At 47.4% G+C, this 20,603-nt stretch carries 22 protein-coding genes; 9 read left to right on the forward strand and 13 right to left on the reverse strand.

What is annotated here, in order from left to right:
* Positions 1 to 198: 198 nt before the first annotated feature.
* Positions 199 to 648, reverse strand: coding sequence for an RES family NAD+ phosphorylase (locus tag ACYVE4_RS23180; RefSeq protein ID WP_461042635.1), 450 nt, complete (start codon positions 646 to 648; stop codon positions 199 to 201).
* Positions 649 to 666: 18 nt separating this feature from the next.
* A complete protein-coding gene (parS, locus tag ACYVE4_RS23185; protein WP_461042636.1) occupies positions 667 to 1,050 on the reverse strand; it encodes a type II RES/Xre toxin-antitoxin system antitoxin in 384 nt (127 codons plus the stop codon).
* Between the two features lie 126 nt (positions 1,051 to 1,176).
* On the opposite strand from parS, the gene ACYVE4_RS23190 reads away from it, so the two are divergent.
* Together ACYVE4_RS23190 and ACYVE4_RS23195 are read left to right on the forward strand one after the other, a co-directional pair.
* Entirely contained in the window at positions 1,177 to 1,755 is a 579-nt protein-coding gene (locus ACYVE4_RS23190; RefSeq protein ID WP_461042637.1) for a DUF4142 domain-containing protein, read from the forward strand.
* Positions 1,756 to 1,891: 136 nt separating this feature from the next.
* Positions 1,892 to 2,911 (forward strand): Gfo/Idh/MocA family protein, encoded by a 1,020-nt coding sequence (locus ACYVE4_RS23195; RefSeq protein WP_461042638.1) that lies wholly within the window; start codon positions 1,892 to 1,894, stop codon positions 2,909 to 2,911.
* On the opposite strand, the gene ACYVE4_RS23200 is transcribed toward ACYVE4_RS23195, so the two are convergent.
* The 3 genes from ACYVE4_RS23200 to ACYVE4_RS23210 form a co-directional block, all read right to left on the reverse strand.
* Complete coding sequence (locus ACYVE4_RS23200) at positions 2,912 to 3,040, reverse strand: hypothetical protein (RefSeq protein WP_461042639.1); 129 nt, start codon at positions 3,038 to 3,040, stop codon at positions 2,912 to 2,914.
* 58 nt (positions 3,041 to 3,098) lie between these two features.
* Entirely contained in the window at positions 3,099 to 4,295 is a 1,197-nt protein-coding gene (locus tag ACYVE4_RS23205) for a serine hydrolase domain-containing protein (protein WP_461042640.1), read from the reverse strand.
* A gap of 152 nt (positions 4,296 to 4,447) precedes the next feature.
* Positions 4,448 to 5,038 (reverse strand): SHOCT domain-containing protein, encoded by a 591-nt coding sequence (locus ACYVE4_RS23210; protein WP_461042641.1) that lies wholly within the window; start codon positions 5,036 to 5,038, stop codon positions 4,448 to 4,450.
* 222 nt (positions 5,039 to 5,260) lie between these two features.
* On the opposite strand from ACYVE4_RS23210, the gene ACYVE4_RS23215 reads away from it, so the two are divergent.
* Complete coding sequence (locus ACYVE4_RS23215) at positions 5,261 to 6,181, forward strand: pirin family protein (RefSeq protein ID WP_461042642.1); 921 nt, start codon at positions 5,261 to 5,263, stop codon at positions 6,179 to 6,181.
* Between the two features lie 71 nt (positions 6,182 to 6,252).
* Here the strand turns inward: ACYVE4_RS23215 and ACYVE4_RS23220 are convergent, their stop codons facing one another.
* Positions 6,253 to 7,578: an ABC1 kinase family protein gene (locus ACYVE4_RS23220; protein WP_461042643.1), complete on the reverse strand. Its 1,326-nt coding sequence runs from the start codon at positions 7,576 to 7,578 to the stop codon at positions 6,253 to 6,255.
* A gap of 82 nt (positions 7,579 to 7,660) precedes the next feature.
* Positions 7,661 to 8,335, reverse strand: coding sequence for a TetR/AcrR family transcriptional regulator (locus tag ACYVE4_RS23225; RefSeq protein WP_461042644.1), 675 nt, complete (start codon positions 8,333 to 8,335; stop codon positions 7,661 to 7,663).
* 116 nt (positions 8,336 to 8,451) lie between these two features.
* Between ACYVE4_RS23225 and ACYVE4_RS23230 the strand changes: the two genes are divergently transcribed.
* Together ACYVE4_RS23230 and ACYVE4_RS23235 are read left to right on the forward strand one after the other, a co-directional pair.
* A complete protein-coding gene (locus ACYVE4_RS23230) occupies positions 8,452 to 8,997 on the forward strand; it encodes an ABC transporter permease (protein WP_461042645.1) in 546 nt (181 codons plus the stop codon).
* A gap of 76 nt (positions 8,998 to 9,073) precedes the next feature.
* Positions 9,074 to 9,619, forward strand: coding sequence for a hypothetical protein (locus tag ACYVE4_RS23235; RefSeq protein ID WP_461042646.1), 546 nt, complete (start codon positions 9,074 to 9,076; stop codon positions 9,617 to 9,619).
* A gap of 87 nt (positions 9,620 to 9,706) precedes the next feature.
* On the opposite strand, the gene ACYVE4_RS23240 is transcribed toward ACYVE4_RS23235, so the two are convergent.
* From ACYVE4_RS23240 to ACYVE4_RS23255, 4 genes are read right to left on the reverse strand one after another with little or no spacing between them, the layout of a single operon-like run.
* A complete protein-coding gene (locus ACYVE4_RS23240; protein ID WP_461042647.1) occupies positions 9,707 to 11,869 on the reverse strand; it encodes a ComEC/Rec2 family competence protein in 2,163 nt (720 codons plus the stop codon).
* Positions 11,866 to 12,318, reverse strand: a complete 453-nt coding sequence (locus ACYVE4_RS23245) for a GNAT family N-acetyltransferase (protein WP_461042648.1) — start codon at positions 12,316 to 12,318, stop codon at positions 11,866 to 11,868. Before ACYVE4_RS23245 ends, ACYVE4_RS23240 begins: the two co-directional genes overlap by 4 nt.
* A gap of 23 nt (positions 12,319 to 12,341) precedes the next feature.
* Positions 12,342 to 13,721 (reverse strand): M43 family zinc metalloprotease, encoded by a 1,380-nt coding sequence (locus tag ACYVE4_RS23250; protein ID WP_461042649.1) that lies wholly within the window; start codon positions 13,719 to 13,721, stop codon positions 12,342 to 12,344.
* Positions 13,684 to 14,649 (reverse strand): PhoH family protein, encoded by a 966-nt coding sequence (locus ACYVE4_RS23255; protein ID WP_461042868.1) that lies wholly within the window; start codon positions 14,647 to 14,649, stop codon positions 13,684 to 13,686. The genes ACYVE4_RS23250 and ACYVE4_RS23255 overlap by 38 nt, the downstream gene beginning before the upstream one ends.
* Positions 14,650 to 15,008: 359 nt before the next feature.
* Here ACYVE4_RS23255 and dnaB point away from each other — a divergent pair, with 359 nt between their 5' ends.
* Both dnaB and ACYVE4_RS23265 read left to right on the forward strand, forming a co-directional pair.
* The gene (dnaB, locus tag ACYVE4_RS23260) at positions 15,009 to 16,598 is read left to right on the forward strand and encodes a replicative DNA helicase (RefSeq protein ID WP_461042650.1); all 1,590 of its coding nucleotides are present in this window, start codon (positions 15,009 to 15,011) and stop codon (positions 16,596 to 16,598) included.
* A gap of 103 nt (positions 16,599 to 16,701) precedes the next feature.
* Positions 16,702 to 17,277 (forward strand): DUF2911 domain-containing protein, encoded by a 576-nt coding sequence (locus ACYVE4_RS23265; protein WP_461042651.1) that lies wholly within the window; start codon positions 16,702 to 16,704, stop codon positions 17,275 to 17,277.
* Between the two features lie 119 nt (positions 17,278 to 17,396).
* Here the strand turns inward: ACYVE4_RS23265 and ACYVE4_RS23270 are convergent, their stop codons facing one another.
* A complete protein-coding gene (locus ACYVE4_RS23270) occupies positions 17,397 to 18,197 on the reverse strand; it encodes an LOG family protein (protein ID WP_461042652.1) in 801 nt (266 codons plus the stop codon).
* 338 nt (positions 18,198 to 18,535) lie between these two features.
* Between ACYVE4_RS23270 and ACYVE4_RS23275 the strand changes: the two genes are divergently transcribed.
* Positions 18,536 to 18,688: a hypothetical protein gene (locus ACYVE4_RS23275; protein ID WP_461042653.1), complete on the forward strand. Its 153-nt coding sequence runs from the start codon at positions 18,536 to 18,538 to the stop codon at positions 18,686 to 18,688.
* A 38-nt stretch (positions 18,689 to 18,726) separates the two neighbouring features.
* Here the strand turns inward: ACYVE4_RS23275 and ACYVE4_RS23280 are convergent, their stop codons facing one another.
* A complete protein-coding gene (locus tag ACYVE4_RS23280) occupies positions 18,727 to 19,083 on the reverse strand; it encodes a hypothetical protein (protein WP_461042654.1) in 357 nt (118 codons plus the stop codon).
* A gap of 165 nt (positions 19,084 to 19,248) precedes the next feature.
* Here ACYVE4_RS23280 and ACYVE4_RS23285 point away from each other — a divergent pair, with 165 nt between their 5' ends.
* Positions 19,249 to 20,592 carry a Gfo/Idh/MocA family protein gene (locus ACYVE4_RS23285; protein WP_461042655.1) on the forward strand — a complete coding sequence of 448 codons (1,344 nt, stop codon included), beginning with the start codon at positions 19,249 to 19,251 and terminating at the stop codon, positions 20,590 to 20,592.
* The last annotated feature ends 11 nt before the right edge of the window (positions 20,593 to 20,603 follow it).

Genomic DNA, 20,603 nt, shown 5'->3' on the forward strand with positions numbered 1-20,603 from the left:
CAAAATTTTCGGGAGAAAAGAGAAATAAACCCGTAAAAACACACTAAAATCGCCAGAAATAGCTACAAAATTGCGATTCGATTAATCCAATTTCGACTTATATCCGCCAGGCTACCTTCTGAATGAAATACAATTCTGTTTCATCTAAAATATAACGTTTTATATACGCTGAATTTGACTAAAAAAACGCTTTATTGACTAGGTTTTAATCCGGGGATCGAAGGTAAAGGGTTCGGTGTGAATCAACTGAATCTGAGCGAAATCAGGGTGGGCTGGATTCAGCAAATAATTCGATTCATTCGGGATAATTGCCGATGGAACGTTCAGTACGGCAGTACGGCCACTTCGGAGCCACTCCCCTCCTATTCGCTGACAGACATCGTACTGCCGGAACTCAAACCAATCGGCTGGCAGGTTTTCGGGAAGAATTCGTTCTACATTTAGCGTATCGGGTATCTCAATAATCATCACCCGAAAATCGGATAAAAGTCCCTCTCCGCTCCGATGCACCACATTTTCTAGACAGGCTAATGCACGGGTTGCTGCCGTATAGATCACGAACTGGCCCCGAGTATTCCATCGGGCCGCCCCACCCGATGCCACTAATCGGTCGGCATATATCGACCTGGTAATACGATACACCAGCATTTACTAATCTACACTACGTTAAGCTAAATCACCGTATTCAACGCGAATGACCTCATCCATCACCAGGTCGATCCCCCCCGACGTATGCAGAAGATCAAACGGAATTTGATCACCCAAACCATAAGCCGGTTTATCCATCCATCGCCTGAACGCGTCTGCCGACCCAAAGACAGCCTCTCCTGTTTGAAACAAGGCCATGATTTTCAGCACTTTCTCACTATCCTGCGGATTCAGCTTCTTCTGCTCACGCTCATACCGCTGAAAGGTTTTCAGTGAAGTATCAAATACCTCAGCGAGCTGCTCCCGCTTATAGCCGGTTAAATCGGCTATTTCAAAAAAACGCGTGGCTGGCACCCCTTTTAGAGCTGAAAAGACCAGCGCTGTTCGATCTGACAGTATCATAGTACAAACGTAGGAATTTTGTCTGATAAACATAGAATTTTGTCCAAAAATTCATCTTCGCTCATTTTACCAAACCAAATTGGGCGTTAATCGTTGTAGGAAGTAAACTAATTCATTAATCACGTTATGAAAAAGGTAAGTTTAATCCTATTACTAGCCGTCAGCACCCTTAGCTTTCAGGCCTGCAGCAGCAAAAAGACAGAAAGTGCCGACAGTGTTGAAAACGCCGATAGCGTCAATGAAGCTAAAGAAGATGCCGGTACAGGGCAGAATGATGACACCAGCGAATTCGCTGTAAAAGCCGCGAATGGTGGAATGCTGGAAGTAGAATTAGGTCGAATGGCGCAGGAAAAAGCCGCTAGCAAGGATGTGAAGGATTTCGGAGCGATGATGGTCAAAGATCACTCTAAAGCGAATGATGAACTGAAAAGTATAGCCGCCACGCAAAATATCACGCTGCCTTCCACACTGGGCGAAGATGAACAGAAGCATGTTAATGAAATGGCCAAATTATCAGGCGCAGAGTTCGACAAGAAATATGTCAGCATGATGGTCGATGACCACAAAGACGACATTGATCTATTCAAAAAAGCATCGGAGGATAATGAAACCAATCCAGCGGTTAAGGAATTTGCGACTAAAACGTTGCCTGTTCTGCAAAAGCATATGGACGCGATCAATGCTATTGACAAAAAAATGAAATAATCACCGCTTCGATGGATGAATCAACCCGTGACCAATTGATTTGGTCACGAGTTTTTTTTGTTTCCGTTTTGTTTCCGTCGGTGATCTATGTAAAGAAACAACCTGTGCTTTCGCATCTTTTCGCTTTCTTTACAACATGTCCAGATTCAAAGCCGCAATTATCGGCGGGGGAAACATCGCCGATAAAAACCACATTCCTGCTCTAAAACACCTTCCCGAACAAGTTGATCTGGTTGCTGTTTGCAGTCGGGATCTCAGCAAAGCCCGCGCCCTGGCGGATAAACACGGAATTCCTCACGCCTTTGCCGACACTACCGAGCTCTATCGAGAATGTACCCCTGATATAGTGGTGATTTGCACGCCCAATAACCTGCATTACCCGCAAACGATGGAAGCGCTGGCGCATGGTTGTCACGTATTTTGCGAGAAACCGCCCGCGCTGAATGCACAACACGCTCGCGAAATGGCACAGAAGGCCGCCCAACAAGGACTAACGCTGGCTTATAATTTTCAGTTGCGACAAACGCGTGAAAGTAGTCTGCTGATGCGTTGCAAAGCTGATGGGCTACTTGGCGATATTTACCATATCAAAGCGAATTTCCTGCGTCGGCGGGGCATTCCGGGATGGGGCTATTTCACCAATAAAGCGATGCAGGGCGGAGGTGCGCTAATCGACCTCGGTGTCCATGTACTCGATTTAGCGTTGTATACACTTGGCTATCCGACACCCGATCAGGTACTGGGAAATACCTATGATTTTATTGGCAGGATGGGAGGCAAAGGGCTATTAGGCAGCTGGAATCCATCCACATTTGACGTAGACGATGCCGCAATGGCCTATCTATCCTTTCCGAACAAAGCTTCGATTATGCTTTCGGCCTCTTTTGCGCTGAACATGCAGGCCGAGCGCGATCGAAACCTGGAGATATTTGGCAGCAAAGGCGGAGTGAATCTATTTCCATTTTCACTGCATACAGAACTAGCCGGAGAACTAGCCGATGTTCAGTTTCCACACCTGGAAGAAGTTGATATTCAGCTAAAGAATACCGAAGCATTTCTGGATGCCTGTACCGGAAAATCATCGACCGTCTGCACCGCTGAACAAGGGGCTATTTTACAGGAAATCGTCGAACGGATTTATCAATCCGCAGCATAATTAGCGATTCAACATGAAAAATGTTTGAATGCCTAGTCGGCATAATTCGTAGTCAATAACCAAAGCCAGAAGAGTGCCTGCAAGCCAGGTTGCGGTCGTAATAAAATCTATTTTGAGGGAACGATTCATAAAGTACAAGTTTAAGTAATTAAAGTATAAACTGTACAGAATTTACTCAGCGGTTCACTTATTCCCTGGGCCACATTGGAGGCCACTGATATTCACGCGCAATCGTCCGCACAAGCTCGTGAATTAAAGGAGTGCCATTATCCGAATTGGTCATGATCACCACGCCACGACCCGTTTGTGCAAAGGCGACTGCGTAACAGGCGAAACCAGCATTACCGCCACTATGCCGAAAACGCAGGGTTTCGCCGGAGCCATCGACCCCGAATCCTAAGCCACCAGCCCCCGGAATTTTAGTCAGCATCTGCCGGACAGTTGCCTGGGCAAGAATGCCTTTACCTGATCGATACGACTCGCTAACATTAAGCATAAAGCGAGCTAAATCAGCAGGGGTTGTCCAAAGGCCAGCAGCTGCCAATTCGGGGTAAAGATGATACCCGCCATCCACCAGGGTTCCATTTCCTTCGTAGCCTTTTGCCGCACGAAATACCGTAACGCCAGATAACGGTATACTAAACGTACTTTGTCGCATACCAATCGGTCGTAAGACCAGTTCCTCCACCAGGGGCCCAAAGGAGTTACCGGTAACGTCTTCCAGAAGCAGTTGAAGAATGGTGAAACCACCACCAGAATACCGCTCTTTGTCACCCGGTGTTTCCATAACCCGAACCGGAGATGAATTAGCCGGTGAAGCACCATCAAGAATTTGCGTTACTGTCGGAAGTTTGGCGGCTGGATTGTAGCCCGCAAACCCGTGTACCGAAAGGCCGGCTGTATGGCTAACAATACGCCGGACAGTCACTTTTTCTTTCGATGTATATACGTTCTCTGGTACTTTCCATCGCCGAAGTTTGAGGTTCACATCCTCGTCTAGTACTAGTGCCTTTTTCTCAATTAATCGGAAAGTAGCTACTGAGGTTACAGGCTTAGAAATGGAAGCCGCCTGAAAAAGCGTAGCCGAATCTACGGATTTATGTCGCGTTATATCGCTTAGCCCATACCCTTTGGTCCAACTGATTTTACCGCCATCAAAGACAGCAATGCTTACACCCGGAACGCCTAAGGCTTTCATCCGTTCATAAATCGTCTGATAAGAGCCGCTATCAGCACCCGACTTCGCGATAGGAATCACTTTGTTCTCAATCGACAGGCTACTTACCATAGGTTTTTCCTGTCCGGAAGACGGCATCGGCAGGGAAACCAGAAATAAAATCTGTAAGAAAAGGAACAAACAGAAGGTTCGTAGTTTAGCTATCATAGCTTCCATGGCAATTGATTCAACAGGGTTTTAGCCGTGGAAACTGATGTAAACAAAGAAGGTTACAAGGGAATTATTTTGTCTTAAGAAGGCGTATTTGAACTCGTTACTGGTTGGCAAAAAAAATTAAGGGAGGCTAGCCTCCCTTAATTTTAGTTATTCAGTAGTTTCTTCTTTTGCGCTTCATATTCCTCTTTGGTCAGGGCTCCTGCATCCATCAACTGCTTCAGTTTCAGTAATTCATCCGCTACACTGCCTGAACTGGTTTTGGCAGTAGCGGCAGCCGTTCGAAACCGGGGAGGGGGTATCACTTCACCAGCCTCAATTGCATTGTCCAATTCGGCGGAATACCGAACCAGCATACCCACCCCGATCTCCGCGGTCATTGTAAACCCTTGACGTTTGGTACCATTCTGGATTAAATCTTTAACGATTCCCCGTTTACCGGCATAATCAGACGGCAGATACCGATACACCATTCGACCATTTACGTATGTACCCGGCGTTTCATAGATGAACCCGAACTGTTTGGTTGGCGTAGATGCTTTTCCAAAATAGAGTGTATCGCCTATTTTAATGACCCAGCCTGGTATCGACGTTTTATAACCATTGGCCAATCGATCCGAATCCAATCGCTGTTCACGCGCTTCATCGGCTGTTACGGGGCCACTCTGGGCTATACTTTTTACGGACATAACTACTAAAAGACCTATTGCCAATAGGGAGGTAAATCGTCTCGTCATTCCTGTAATTCGGGTAAAAACGGGTTAGAAAAAGTAGTTTTGTATTCGGTATACAGATGTTCAGAAACATGAACATCTGTATACCGCAAAGATAGACAAGCCATGTTTATACCCTCACAAAAGGCGAAGAATTACACAACAATGCGGATGTTTTAGACGACTGTATAGTGCGATTCTGGAGAAATACCCGATTTTTATACGCTGAAAGTAACCTTCTTTTTTATGCTTGCTCAAGTAATTGATGCCCGGCCTGCTTCGTTAGGCAATGGCTTCACTGTCCGCCGGATTCTCCCCTACCGGCTTCGGCGTATGCTCGGTCCATTTATCTTCATGGATCATGGCGGCCCGGTCCAGATTACACCCGATCAAGTCTCTGCTATGGATGTTCTTCCGCATCCACATATTGGCCTATCTACGGTAAGCTACCTATTTGATGGACAAGTTACCCACCGGGATAGTCTGGGCGTACAGCAGATTATCCGTCCTGGAGAGGTCAACTGGATGACGGCAGGCAGTGGTATTGCGCACTCTGAACGATTTGAAGATCCGGCAACTCTGGCTGGGGGCACTTTGGAGATGATTCAAACCTGGGTAGCGCTACCCGAAGCGGACGAAGAATCTGCTCCTGCTTTTACGAATTATGCTCCCCACGAACTACCAATTTTCAGGGATAAGGGAATCTGGATGCGGTTGATTGCCGGGGATGCATTTGGTTTGCGGAACGACGTAAAAACGCACTCACCCTTATTTTATATACACCTAATTTTACAGCCCGGTACACGGTTTGGGTTGCCGATTGGATATCCAGAACGCGGAGCCTATGTGGCTAAAGGAACCGTTGAGGTGAATGGACATCGATATGGGGCAGGGCAATTGCTCGTCTTCACAGCCGGTGTTGATCCGGCGATTACAGCGATTGAAACGGCTACGATCATGCTTCTTGGCGGTGAACCGCTTGGAGAACGGTTTATCTGGTGGAATTTCGTTTCGTCGCGCCGGGAGCGTATCGAACAAGCCAAAGCCGACTGGCAAGCCGGTCGAATTCAATTACCACCCAATGATAATCACGAGTTTATCCCCTTGCCACAGGATCATTCAAGACCGGCAGGAACGCCTACGCCCCCACCTCCGCCTTTATCCTGACAACTAAACACAACTTCCCCCGATAACTGACGTACGTTGATCAGTAATCGGGGGAAGTTGCGAATAATTTGTTATGCTACCAATTGCTTCGTGTGCAACCATTCGGGCTTGGTAATCGTCACGCGAGCTTTCAATTCGTTAAGCATAGCATACAGACCATAGTACGTTCGATTGATGTATAATCCATCGCGATTGGCCCGTACGACCTTCGACGAACGAAGTTCTTCCATTTTCGACAAATCTTCCGCAAACGCGTATACTTTATTGAAATAAGCATCATCACCAAAATCGAATGTCTCACAGGCAAACGGTTTGCCCAGCATATCGATCATCTGCACAAACAGATCCGAATAAAATTTCCGTTCTGATGGAGTATCCTGTGGAACCAGAAAGCCTAAATTCAGGAAAACCTGCTCTGCTACAGGCGGGTCAAGGAGTTTATCCGGTCTGAGCAACAGAAAATAATTATCATAGAAATAATCAGGAATTACTTTCACGCAACCAAAATCAATAACGCCCATGGTGCCATCGGGTCGCATCAGGAAATTACCGGGATGCGGGTCGGCATGAACCTGCCGAAGCGCATGAATCTGGTGGTCATAAAAATCCCAGAGCAACTGACCAATCCGATCACGCACCTCCTGCGACGGATTTGTGGCCAGAAACTCCCGCAAATGCAATCCATCGAGCCAGTCCATCGTCAGAATCCGCCGACTCGACAGTTGGGGATAGTATTTCGGAAAGACCAGTCCCTGGATATGCGCACAGGCTTCCGAAATTTCGATGCTGCGTCGAAGTTCGAGTTCGTAGTCCGTTTCCTCCAGCAGTTTGCTTTCGACCTCCTGCATGAAGTAGTCGATCTGCCGTTCATCCAGGTTCAGTAATCGAACGGCCAGCGGCTTGGCAATCTTCAGGTCTGAACTTACCGAATCGGCTACCCCCGGATACTGGATCTTCACCGCCAGTTTTTTTCCATCTTTCCAGGCCAGATGCACTTGCCCGATACTGGCAGCATTCACCGCGTTGATATCAAACGTATCGAACAACTCAGCGGGTGATTTCCCAAAATACGTTCGGAAGGTTTTGACCACCAGTGGTCCCGAAAGCGGAGGAGCTGAATACTGCGCCATCGTGAACTTATCTGAATAAGCTACCGGTAATAAGCCCCGATCCATGCTGAGCATCTGGGCCATTTTCAGCGCGGAGCCTTTCAGTTCACTCAAGGCGTCATAAATATCAGCTGCGTTGTCTTGATGAAGTGCCTCACGTGGCAACTCAGGATCAAGCAGTTTTTTGCTGTAATGCTTAATATAATTACCGCCCACCTTCACCCCTGCCTTCACAAACTGGGTGGCACGGGCAACTTTGGTCGTCGGAACGGATGTCTGGGTTTTCATGGGCAATGGGCAATGAGCAGAGGGCGTGGGGTAAAGGGTTATAAGTACAGTTCACCCTCTGCCCCACGCCCTTTGCCCCATGCTATTTATTTTGATACATAAACTTGGCAAGGTCTAACAGGCTGTCCAGGGGGGAACGGCCGATCAGGTCGAAAGCGGTATTGACTGTTTTTTCGATGGCGGAATCCGTTTTCTCGAAGTTTTTACTCACATCGCGAATCCAGAAATCGAGTAGATACAGGGTCTGTCCCCACAGAGCATTCGGGTACCGATCCGTGATAAAAGGGCGAGGTTCTACTTCTTTGCTTTCACGTCCTTCGGCCAGTAAATCACGGGCAAAATCAAAAAAGGCTTCTTTAAACGGCCCGAGTACAGTCGATTTCTGGATCGCACGCCAGGCACCATGCCCCCCCATGCCCCTTATGCTCTGCCCCATACCATTTAGTCGTTCGAAACTGTAGACGGCAAAACTCCGCTGCGCTTTCAGCAGTTCGATCCAGGTGTAGTAAAATGCCAGCAGTTTTTCCCGAACGGAGTAGGCCGAATAGGTCGCATCGGTTTCGATGGTGCGTTTGGCTTCGCTAAAGAAAGTCAGCCAGATATCCGCTTCGATGGCATCGAACGAAGTATACTCGTTATAGAAATCACCTTCTGATAGTTTCAATTTCTTCGTAAACTGAAAAACCGAGATGGGTTGTTTACCGTGTTCAAGCACGTATTCCGTATAAGCTTTCCGGATTTTTTCGAGCGTTTCCATATACAAGGGGAACGGTCTGATCAGCAGAAAAGTTTGTGTTTCCTACCACAATAGCTTACCATATCTGGCAGTTTACTTGTAAATTTCGGATTGAACCTATCCTCTTGATTCTCCATATGAAGAAGCGTACCGTTTATCTGCTGACTTTCCTAACCTTTATCCTGGTTTTCCCCCTCATAGCGCAACCTTCTTATGAAATTACGCGGGATCAACCGGCCGTTTTCAATGGCATCGAATATGGCTATTCCATCCGACATGAAAGCAAAAAGGATGTGGGAAGTAAAGGCACATTCAGCCGCTATGAACTAACGGTTTATGTGACTAATAAAAGTGGTTGCACCCGACTGTTTTTCCCGCGCCAAACGACATTTGGCCTACAGGATCAGGATTTGCTGGCCAACTTCGACTGTCTGAATGCTACCGGTGCACGGCTAACCTCGAAGACGACAACCGTGCGCGCCCGGCAATTTTTCGTACCCTATTCAACCTCAACGAAAAACCCGGAAGGAAAAGTAATTACCACAACGGTTCAGGTTCGGGCTGGACACTTGCTTGAAAACGGCGAAACGATTACGAATAATATCATTGTTCTTGTTCCTCAGGGAGAGCAGCCGCAGATGCAGGTGCGTATACAAACTCCTGAAACACCGATGATCCGATAGAGAAACTACCGCAATTGTCAATTTTTTCCCGAACTTCGTTCTTAGAATAGCGTATTCCCCAATTAAGCCGTTAGTCATGAACTCGCGAACTCACTTATACTCATTTGCTTTTTTCTGCCTGATAGTCAGCCTATTGTCAAGTCACCAAAGTTTTGCCCAATATGGCGGATACGGGGGGTATGGGGGCTACGGGGGAGGAATGGGCCGCCGGATGGGCGGAAGCATCAGCCAGGACATGACCAACAGTCCGCGTGCGAACATTCCTAATATTGCCGGTGATCTGGCACAAAAGGAAACCAAATGGCTGAAAGAAAATCTGGATTTAACGAAAGATCAGGTAAAATTGGTCAAACAACTGAACAATGAATACGCCGACCAGCAGCAGTCGGCGATCAAAGACATCATTGGCCCAAGTGGCAAACCGGGGCCCGATACGCGCAAACAGATTCAGGATATGATGATCATGCTGAACGAGGAGAAAGAAGATAAACTAAAAGGGCTGCTCACTCCAGAACAATGGACGCTGTATCAGTCGAAAAAAGAGGATATGCAAAAAGCAGTAGGCGGCTGGCGGCCAGCAGCACCCAAAGCCGACTCGTTGAAAACGAGTGGTCAACCTTAGAACCAGATTTCTTACTCTGAACAAAAAATCCGGGAAAGACGTGTACGCAGTCTTTCCCGGATTTTTTGTTTCATTACCCGATTAGCATTAATCCAACTCAGCAACGTAGGCCCCCATTTGTCGAACCGAATAGCAGGATATATTTCGCTGTTTCGCTTCGGCCAGAAGCTTATCCGTTAACGGAGTTTTATTCGAATCATCGAAGACAATGTGCCGGGCAACCACCCGCCCATTCAATTGCGCCCAATTCTGAAGCGCGTTTCGGCGAATAATTAGATAATCGACAACGGCAGGCAACCGCCAGGAACGCTGGCCGGTTAATTTGTTCACGATCAGAAGCGTTTTACCCTGCCAGACACCCAGTACGTAAGACGGAGATTGGTACAGGGCTGGCAGAGAGGTCTGTGAATCCAGTGCGCCCGTCCCCCGGTTAATATGGGCAACCGTCAAGTCAGAGACCCCCCATTGCCCAAAGGTATTTTTCAGGTAAAACTCATACGAACGCGTATCATGCGAATCAAGATCGGTCAGCAGTGTACTTTGATGCCCATTGGTCAGGCTAACCGCCGTTCGGTGCGGTAGAAAATGAACGGCCAGTTGTTGCTGATGAGCCTGTTGATAATCACGCCAAAGTGTGAGTCTCGACAGCAGGATGGCAGTTAAGCAAGTGGCCCATACATAAATCCGATTGCGAGTCTGTAACAAAGCAGCTCCCAAAAAGATTAGCCCATACAGCAAGAACAAGGAAACTGGAGCCAACCAGAGGCCATCCCAGGCAGAACCGGGTAGTTGACTAATTAATCCAACCGATTCATTCAGCAACCAGGCCGTTTTCTGCAGTAACCACCCAAGTAGATCATTCAGAAAAGGAATCCAACTCAACGCCAGCGTTGCCAGCGATAAAGGCAATAATAGTTGCGACAGCCCCATAACAATCGGGTTTGCGAGCAGGAAATACGTAGGGAACTGGTGGAAATAAAATACACCAAGCGGAGACGTAATCAACTGAGCCACTAAAGCAACGGCGGTTAATTCCCAAAGCTTGTTGGCCCATTTCGACCGAAAGGTAACTGCCTGATTGAGGGGAGATTGCCAGGCTCCAATGCCCACTACAGCCAGATATGATAGCTGAAATCCTGCAGAAAACAACGCATACGGATCGAAGCAAAGAATAAAAAAAGCTGAGGCACCCAGCGTGTTAGGTAGCTGCTGCTGGCGGCCAAGGGCATTGGCCAGAATTACCATTGAGAACATACCGGCAGAGCGAAGCACCGGCGGGGAAAATCCTGTTACCAAGGCATAAAACCACAAAATAGTCAGTTGCAACATGGCCATCGGCACTTTTCGATTCTGCCGAACTTTAAAAAGGCCGAGCAGAACAGTCAGTACCTGAAACAAAATACCTACATGTAATCCCGAAACCGACAGAATATGTATAGCACCTGCCGTTGAATAAGCCTGATATTGTTCCGTATCCAGATCGTCTCGAATCCCCAGAATCATAGCATTAACAATCCCGTATTCAGCCCGTGCACCCACCTGCTTCGTAAATACCCTGTCAGCCCAACGATTTAGGCGGGTGGCCAGATGGGTGATGGGATTTGGTGGATCAATCGCCAGAATCTGGCGCTGAAACGGACGCAAATACTGCTGATGCCGAATATTTCGGTACTCCAGGTAACGTTTATAGTTGAATTCGCCTGGATTCAACGGTGGATCAATCGGCCGGGGGGCTCCATTGACCAGCCAAACCTCACCATATCGAGGCATCGGTTGATCGGCTTTATCCAGATACACAATCACCCGTCCGCTAAGGGCCTGCCAGGTCGCAATTGATTGGCTCAGGGTCTTTTCCTTACGCAAATCCGGTTGCGGTTGCCAACTCCCTCGTTGAAGTTCTACTTCAACACGATACGTTTTGGCCCGTTCTTCAGGCTGAGCCGACACCACGCCAACATACGCCTGTAATGTATCGGTCAGGTGAATCAGGTTATCCGGGCGGTGGCTAGTGGTTCGCTGAAAGGTAAGGGCCCATCCAAACGCTAACAGCACCAGTAAGCCACCAGCTCCTGTCGTCAACTGCAAAGGTTTTATCCCTCGTTTGGCGTTTCGGATAAAGCCAGCGGCAAAAAGTCCAAACCCAACGACGAGGGCACTAGCTGGCAGGAAAATCCAATCGGGAAGGATAACGTATAGAATAATCCCGGATACCAGTGCAGCTACATAACGAACAAACGGTTGGCCTTTCATTGCTTCGAATACGCCGAACCGGGCAACACCATTTTATAATGCTGAATACCGGCTTCTTCAAACATTGGCCCAACAGCAACAAACCCAAACCTGGCATACAATGGCATTGCAGGCAGCTGCGCGTGTAAATAAATTCGCTCAATTGGCTCAGGCTGTTGACTGAATACGTCATCGAGCACAGCCTGCACCAGCGCATACCCCACCCCTTTCCCCCGAAAATCGGATAAAACAGCAAAACGCTCTAACTTAACACCGTTAGATGTTCGTCGCCAGCGTGCCGTTCCACAGGGGGTTTCGTCTGCATAAGCTAGAAAGTGTGTGCTGCTCCCCTCAAATTCATCGTACTCTTCCTCAGGCGCTACTTGCTGCTCGTCGACAAATACTTGCCGGCGAATTGCAAAAGCAATATCCAGATCTGTGGGATTAGAAATCGGTAGAACAGCAATCATAGAATGGGATTATTATACTAAAATTATTGTACCAGCAGGCGCTTGCTTACGGTTTCCGTATCGGTTTTTACCCGAACAATATAAACACCTTTTGCCAGGCCCGTAATCGGCAAACTTAGACGTGTACTGGGAGCATCGGTATAGGCAGTCGTTCGCAATTGGCGTCCGGTTAGATCGAGCAGATCAAGCTTGAATGACTGAAAACCTTTCAACTGTACATCAATGAGTGGGTCGGTGACGGCAGGATTTGGGTAGACAGTCAGCGTTAATCGGTCGGTTTCGGTCAAAGGCGACGTAACTGATTTGACTAGTCGCGCCCGGCGAGGACTCAATTGCAGCACCGCCCGCATGCGAGCTACCTGACCAGCCGTAAACATATTCATACAGACATCCGGCGAATACATCAAATAATTTTCGATCAGATCCCGGGTTTGTTTCCCAGCCACACAAGTCGAATACGTCTGTCGACAAACACTTGGTGCTACAGAACGGTCTTCTGTCAGGGGCGTATCCGCAACATAATCCTCATTACAGCCACTTCCGTCGCCCCACGGATGAATTAAACCAAGCCAATGCCCGATTTCATGGGTAACGGTTCGTCCTAACAGATAGAGTGAACGAGTAACCGTACCCGTTTGCTTCCCAAAGACCCGGTAATCAATCAACGAACCATCCACGAATTCATTGGCGGAGCCCGGCAACCCCTGCAACGTGTCGGCTGCCGTCGGGAATTGGGTGTACCCAAGATAATTATCCTGGAAACTGGTCACCCAGATATTCAGGTACTTATCACTCGGCCAATAGGCAATCTGCGAAAGTAATACATCATCCGACAGAATATCAAACGAGGATTTGGGAGCATAATAATGGCGGGTAATCCCAGTTGACGGATTGCCATCGGGATCAGTCGTTGCCAGAAAGAATTCGATACGGGCATCTGCTCCAAGGGGGTTGGTATTATACCCATTCGTATTTGGTTTTCGCCGATAATCTTCATTCAGCACCTGAATCTGGGAAGCAATCTGGGCATCCGAGATATTCACGTTATTGGCTCCCCCAATGGTACCAGAAGCCGTACTGTGCACCACATGCACTACGATAGGTATGCGGTAAACTGTTGTATCAGCGGCCACGGTCCGCAGTGATTTTGCCAGTTCCAGGCGCTGTTCAACCCGGCGATTCAATTCATTAATCTGCCGTAACCGATCGGGGTCCCTACGCTGTAGAATCTGTTCATAATCCACGATTGCACATCGTTTCAGAAGAGTATCCGGCAGGGTTTGTGCGCCGGCCAGCGGGGTTACGAAACAAATCAGCGAACCGACCAGCCAATGCCAGGCAGCCCGCTGATGTATTCTCAGGCGATTATTGCCCTGCTTTGTCATACGCTGTAATAATTTCACGAACCAGCCGGTGGCGCACCACATCACGTCCATCGAGTTCAACGAACGCAATTCCTTTAATATTTTTCAGAATATCAACCGATTCGATCAAGCCCGATTTTTGCCGATTTGGTAAATCGATCTGCGAGCGGTCACCGGTGATAATTGCCTTCGACGTAGGCCCCATCCGGGTCAGGAACATCTTCATCTGCATCGACGTCGTATTCTGGGCTTCGTCGAGCAAAATAAAGGCATTATTTAACGTTCGTCCCCGCATATAAGCCAGTGGAGCAATCTCAATGATTCGGTTTTCGGTGTAAAACTTCAATTTCTCAGCCGGAATCATATCATCAAGCGCATCATAAATGGGTCGTAGATAAGGATCTATTTTTTCCTTCAGATCACCAGGCAGAAACCCCAGATTCTCACCAGCCTCGACGGCCGGTCGGGTGATAATAATCTTTTTGACCTCTTTATTTTTTAATGCCCGTACGGCAATGGCTACGGCTGTATAGGTTTTACCCGTTCCCGCTGGCCCAATCGCAAAGACTAGGTCATGCTTTTCGGCGGCTTCAACCAGTCGTTTCTGATTATCGGTTCGTGCCCGCACGACAACGCCCCGGTTGCCGTATACCAGCACTTCATCATCGTCGGGTATAGTTGGCGGGATGGGGTTAGTACTATTGGCTACCCCACCAGCGTGGCTGATGTAATTCTGGACATTTTCATGGGTGATTTTCCCGTATTTTTGGTAATGTTCCATCAGCGAATCCAGGATATCGCTGATGCGGCTAATCTCGGGCGTTGTTCCTTTAATACGGATTTCATTGCCACGCGAGATAATTTTGCTCATTGGGAAGGCGGCTGCAACTTCCTTGATGTTGTGGTTTTCTACGCCCAGAAAATCAATGAGCGATATGTTGTCGAGGGTGATGACTTTTTCGACCAAACGATAAATGAGTTTAATGTGTGATTCCGAAAAGTAAGCGATTTCTTTACTTCTACAACGCATTTTATAAAAAATTTATTCGCCCGCCTTCGTTTCTCATCTGACACGTGCAACTGGCACTTACGTAACTATTTCTAAGGGGAAATACTTATCTTATTGACTGCCAGTCGCCTACAGAATTATGCTATTCTATACGCCAATTCTCCTATTTGCTGTTGCCTAAAGGGGCAAAAAAAAAATCGCTCTCTAGTGTCAACATTACCAGAATGTTACGAAATATTTTTGTTACAGTTGTCTATACGTCAGTAAATTAAGGCTTGCCTTTTAATGTGTTAATTTCGTAAACTTGCAGTACGAAAATGGAGAACAACGCACGCCCTAACCAACACCTTCGTAAACCCTCCACTTTTGCCGGAGGGCGCCAGCAGGCCGGCAACCACTGGCTCGATACAGGTCTTGGTAAACTGCCACCACAGGCCCTGGACCTAGAGGAAGCCGTTTTGGGTGCGTTGATGATCGAAAAGGATGCATTATCATCTGTTGTTGACATTCTTAAACCTGAGACGTTTTACAAAGAAGCGCATCAACGGATTTACAATGCTATTCTAACGCTTTTTGGCAATTCCGACCCGATAGATCTGTTAACTGTTACGCAACAATTGCGTAAAACAGGTGAAATTGAGCTAGTTGGCGGTGGTGGATTTGTCTCCGAATTGACCTTCCGTGTCAACTCAGCAGCCAACATTGAATACCATGCCCGGATCGTTTCGGAGCAGGCACTGAAGCGAGCATTAATCGCTATGTCGTCGACTATTCTGCGCGACGCTTACGAAGATACTACCGACGTTTTTGAGTTACTGGATCGTACTGAGCAATCGCTCTTCAAGATTTCGGAATCGAACATCAAGAAGAACTATGCCGACATGAGTACCATCGTCCGGATGGCCCTCAACGAATTGGAAACCAAAAAGAATCAGGAAGGTCTTACTGGAGTTCCTTCTGGATTCACCAACCTCGATCGGGTTACGTCAGGCTGGCAACCAACCGAATTAATTATCCTGGCAGCCAGGCCAGCCATGGGTAAAACGGCGTTCGTTGTTAGTGCCCTTCGGAATGCAGCAGTCGACCATGGTAAACCCGTCGCGATTTTCTCACTGGAGATGTCGTCGGTGCAGCTCGTGAATCGATTGATCTCGGCCGAAGCGGAAATTGATTCCGAGAAAATCCGGAAAGGTACGCTGGCTCCGCACGAGTGGACCCAGTTGCACCATAAAATCCAGCGCCTTACCGAAGCCCCTATATTTATCGACGATACGCCTGCTTTGTCGATTCTGGAATTGCGTGCCAAATGCCGACGATTGAAAGCCCAGCATGATATTCAGATGGTGGTGATCGATTACCTCCAGTTGATGTCAGGCGATACATCGGGCCGGGGTGGTGGTAACCGCGAACAGGAAATTGCATCGATTTCACGGGCACTTAAAAACCTGGCGAAAGAATTGAACGTACCGGTGATTGCCCTTTCGCAGTTAAGCCGGGCCGTTGAAACCCGGGGGGGCGACAAAAAACCGCAGCTCTCCGACTTACGGGAATCGGGATCTATCGAGCAGGACGCCGATATGGTTTGCTTCCTGTATCGTCCTGAGTATTACAACATTACGCAGGATGAAAACGGCAACTCGACCGCTGGTATTGGTGAGGTCATTATTGCCAAAAACCGAAGTGGTTCGCTCGATACCATTCAACTTCGGTTTATCAATAAGTTCACGAAATTCTGTGACCTCGATTCGTATTTCGAGCCAGTTCAGGCGCACGGATTTGGGGCAGACCAGAACGGGCTAAGTAGCTTCGATACTCCTCCCCCATCGGCAGGCAGTGTCTTCAGAAGCAAGGCTAACGACATGTCGAATTTCGGTAACGCTGACCCAAGTCAGGAAACGCCGTTCTAAGCCTACTTTTTCAGAAGAATTAATAATCTTGGCTGGTGTACGTATGCTTCGATCAGAAAGGGCGTATATTGGTTTCTCATTCACTTTACAGTACATCAACCCTATGAAATCGCTTGGATTATTTGCATGCCTGCTTTTTTGTATCGCATTCAACACCGAGGCTCAAAAGCTGAGGGGTCTGGATAAAAGCCCGATGGATATGGCCTATTATCCCGATGATTTTGCGCACGACCGTAAATTTGCTCCAGCTAAAGTTGGGGATAAAGTGTATGCGCGAGTAACGTACAGTCGTCCGGCTAAAAATGGTCGGGAGATCTTTGGCAAACAAACTCCTTTCGGGAAAGTGTGGCGCGTCGGGGCTAATGAGGCTACTGAAATTAAATTTTTTACGGACGCTACCGTTCAGGGCAAAAAGATCAAAGCGGGCGTATATTCATTTTACGCGATTCCTGCTGAAAATGAGTGGACTCTAATCTTCAGCAGCGATCTTGATCAATGGGGAGCCTATAGCTATAAACCGGAACTGGATGTTTTGCGGGTGACCGCTCCGGTAAAAAAGGCCGAGGAAACCGTTGAAAACCTCTCCATTCAGTTTAAAAAGGCGGGCGATAACATGAAGGATTCCATCATGATGATTGCCTGGGATAATACGCTGGTTGAAGTTCCGATTTCATTCTAATGCATTCTTAGGAAATCTTTAACCCCTTCAAGTTCTGCTTTTATTGGCAGGTACTTTACTAAACAAGAACTCCAACTGTCTGATAGTCAGTTGGAGTTCTTGTTTAGTAGTAGGTAAACCTAAAAATTCGGTTTAAGCAGGTATTTACTATAGAAATCATCAATGACTTTAACAGCCTCGGTGGGTGTATCGACCACGCTGATGAGCTTCATATCTTCTTCATTAATGTTGTGTTGCTCTTTCAGCATCACATTCGTAATCCAGTCAATCAGCCCCTGCCAATAAGAGCGTCCGACGAGTACAATCGGGAAACGAGCGATTTTTCGCGTTTGAATCAGGGTCATGGCTTCGAATAACTCATCGAGTGTACCCATCCCTCCCGGCATTACGACAAACCCCTGTGCGTACTTAACGAACATCACTTTCCGAACAAAAAAGAAGTCGAAGTTGATGCTTTTATCAGGATCTATATAAATATTGCTGTGTTGTTCGAAAGGTAGTTTGATGTTTAGACCGACGGATTTACCGCCCTGCTCAAAGGCACCTTTGTTCCCGGCCTCCATAATCCCCGGTCCTCCGCCCGTGATTACACCATACCCATGTCGTACTAATTTGGCCGCAATTTCTTCGGTCATTTTATAGTATTCGTTATCGGGCTTGGTACGGGCCGACCCGAAAATCGACACGCAGGGACCAATTTTAGCTAGTTTATCAAACCCTTCAACAAATTCAGCCAATACTTTAAAAATTACCCACGAATCCGCTGTTTTGATCTCATTCCAGTCGTGATCCTGGAAAGCTTCTTTAATACGTTGTTCGTCGGGGGTCAGGAGTAACTCGTCGCGCTTGGGTAAATCGTGGGCAATGCGTTCGGTGCTCTGCGCTTCAGAACGGTGAACATTCTCTTTTGTTTCTTCCATTTATACGAATCAAAAAGGCAGTGGGTGCGAAACGACTCACTTGGTCAGAAAATACTTAATCCACCCAACGTATACAAAACACAAAGTTCGGGCCAATTCAGCACCGTTTTTGTAGAGGGGAATAGTGTAACGACTATTTAGAAAAAAACGTTTCTACTAGACTTAATTAAAGCCTTTTTTAATCGCTAAGGTCGACTAATCGGTAGAAATTGTGGCCACACTGTGGTATAATGATGAATTTATCGGCAAAAAAACCGATACTACGGCCCTTTGTAAGCAAAAAATAGCTAATTTTGCGCTCTGATTTTCACGAACCGACTAATTTAGTTTATACAATCATGGCAGTAACCGAATTAAAACGCAAAGCTCGCCGGAATCGGGCTGTTGCTAACAATAAAACGGCCGCAATTAAGCAATTGCTTCGTAAACCGATCATCAAAAATGTAGATGTTGAAGCGATTAAGGCTTCGTTCGCAGAGAAAAAAGCGTAAGACGAGTTTCGCTGACTTATTTCCAGGAATCTGATTCCTCATTTAACCTCGCTTTTTCCGGGCGAGGTTTTTCGTTTATGGAGCATACGGAGCCATTCGCGATCCCGCTTTTTCAACTCCCGACGAACGAATCGACGGTAATCGATCTGCACCCGATACCGAACTGCCTGCCCAAACAACAATAGCCCGCCAATTAGTAGAATAAAGCTGTACGTACCCCACAGAAACCACTGCCGAAACGGAGCACCGTCCTGATTCGCCCGGGCGGCCACACTAAAGACGCACAACCCTACGCAGAACAACAGAAAGCCTAAAGGAGCAATTATTAGCCCTTTCGTTCGGGTACTCATGCGTTTGACGAGTCGTTGGCCGGGTGGTTTTGTAAGCTTGGTCATAAGTATGAATCAATACGTCAATAACGTACTGAAAGACTATTTCGTTACAAATTGTTCTGTACGGGTGAATCTCGGACCAATATAAGGACTGTGTTGATTAGTTACCTTACTCGAACGGCTTTTATAGCGAATACTGAAGAGATATCCCTAAATCCCGATAATAACATGAAAACAACACGCCGACATTTTTTGCAACAATCAGCAGCTGCTACTGGAGTCGGACTCATCAGCCTACCGACGGTAGAAGCGATTGCCAGCCAACGGGCTCAGGTTGCTCCGAGTGACAAACTCCGAATTGGGGTAATTGGCTGTAATGGCATGGGTTGGTCAGACCTCCGCTCTCATTTACTTCAGAGCGATGTTGAGTGCGTGGCCTTAGCCGATGTCGATCAGAGCGTACTGGATAAACGGTCTGGCGATGTTGAGACGATGCAGCATAAAAAACCGCAGGTATTCAAAGACTACAGGAAATTACTGGAAATGAAAGACATTGATGCGGTGATCATCGGAACGCCCGATCATTGGCATTGTATGGCGATGACCGATGCCGTATCGGCGGGAAAACATGTTTACTGTGAGAAACCATTGGCCAATAGCATCGAAGAATGTAATTTGATGTTGGCGGCTGCCCGAAAGTCCAGTAAACTAGTACAGATCGGGCAATGGCAACGAAGCGGATCGCACTACGCTAAGGCCATCGAATACATTCGTTCCGGCAAACTAGGCAATATTCGCCTAGTAAAAGTGTGGGCCTATCAAGGCTGGATGAATCCGGTTCCGGTTCGGCCCGATAGTGCTCCTCCCGCTGGTGTCGATTACAACATGTGGCTGGGTCCAGCGCCTAAACGACCATTTAATCCCAATCGATTCCATTTCAATTTTCGCTGGTTCTGGGATTATGCCGGTGGCCTGATGACCGACTGGGGTGTACACGAAATTGACATTGCCCTGTATGCCATGAATGCCAAAGCACCAAAATCAGTCATGGCGTCAGGTGGTAAACTTGCTTATCCGGATGATGCTTCTGAAACGCCCGATACCTTACAGGCAGTTTATGAGTATGATGGCTTTAATATGTTGTGGGAGCATGCAACTGGGATTGACGGTGGTAATTATGGCCGAACAGAGGGCATTGCGTTTATTGGTAATAATGCTACGCTCGTATTGAATCGGGATGGTTGGGAATTAGTCCCCGAAACTGAAACCAAGAATGGCATCAAGGTTTATAAGGTGGATGGCATTCCAAAACAGGTTCGCAACGGGGAATACCTTAATGAGCATACGAAAAACTTTGTCCAGGCAATTAAAGCGAATGATGCCAGTATGTTAAAATGCGGTATCGAAACGGGAAGTGTTGCCGCTATCAATGCACATATGGGCAATATCGCCTATAAAACGGGTCGTAAGGTATATTGGGATGCGGCCGCCAAAGGTTTCAAAAACGATCCACAAGCCAATGCGTTGATTGCCGCGCATTACCACAACGGCTGGAAATTGCCTATAGTTTGATGAATTGACCA

Source organism: Spirosoma harenae, from assembly GCF_054776975.1.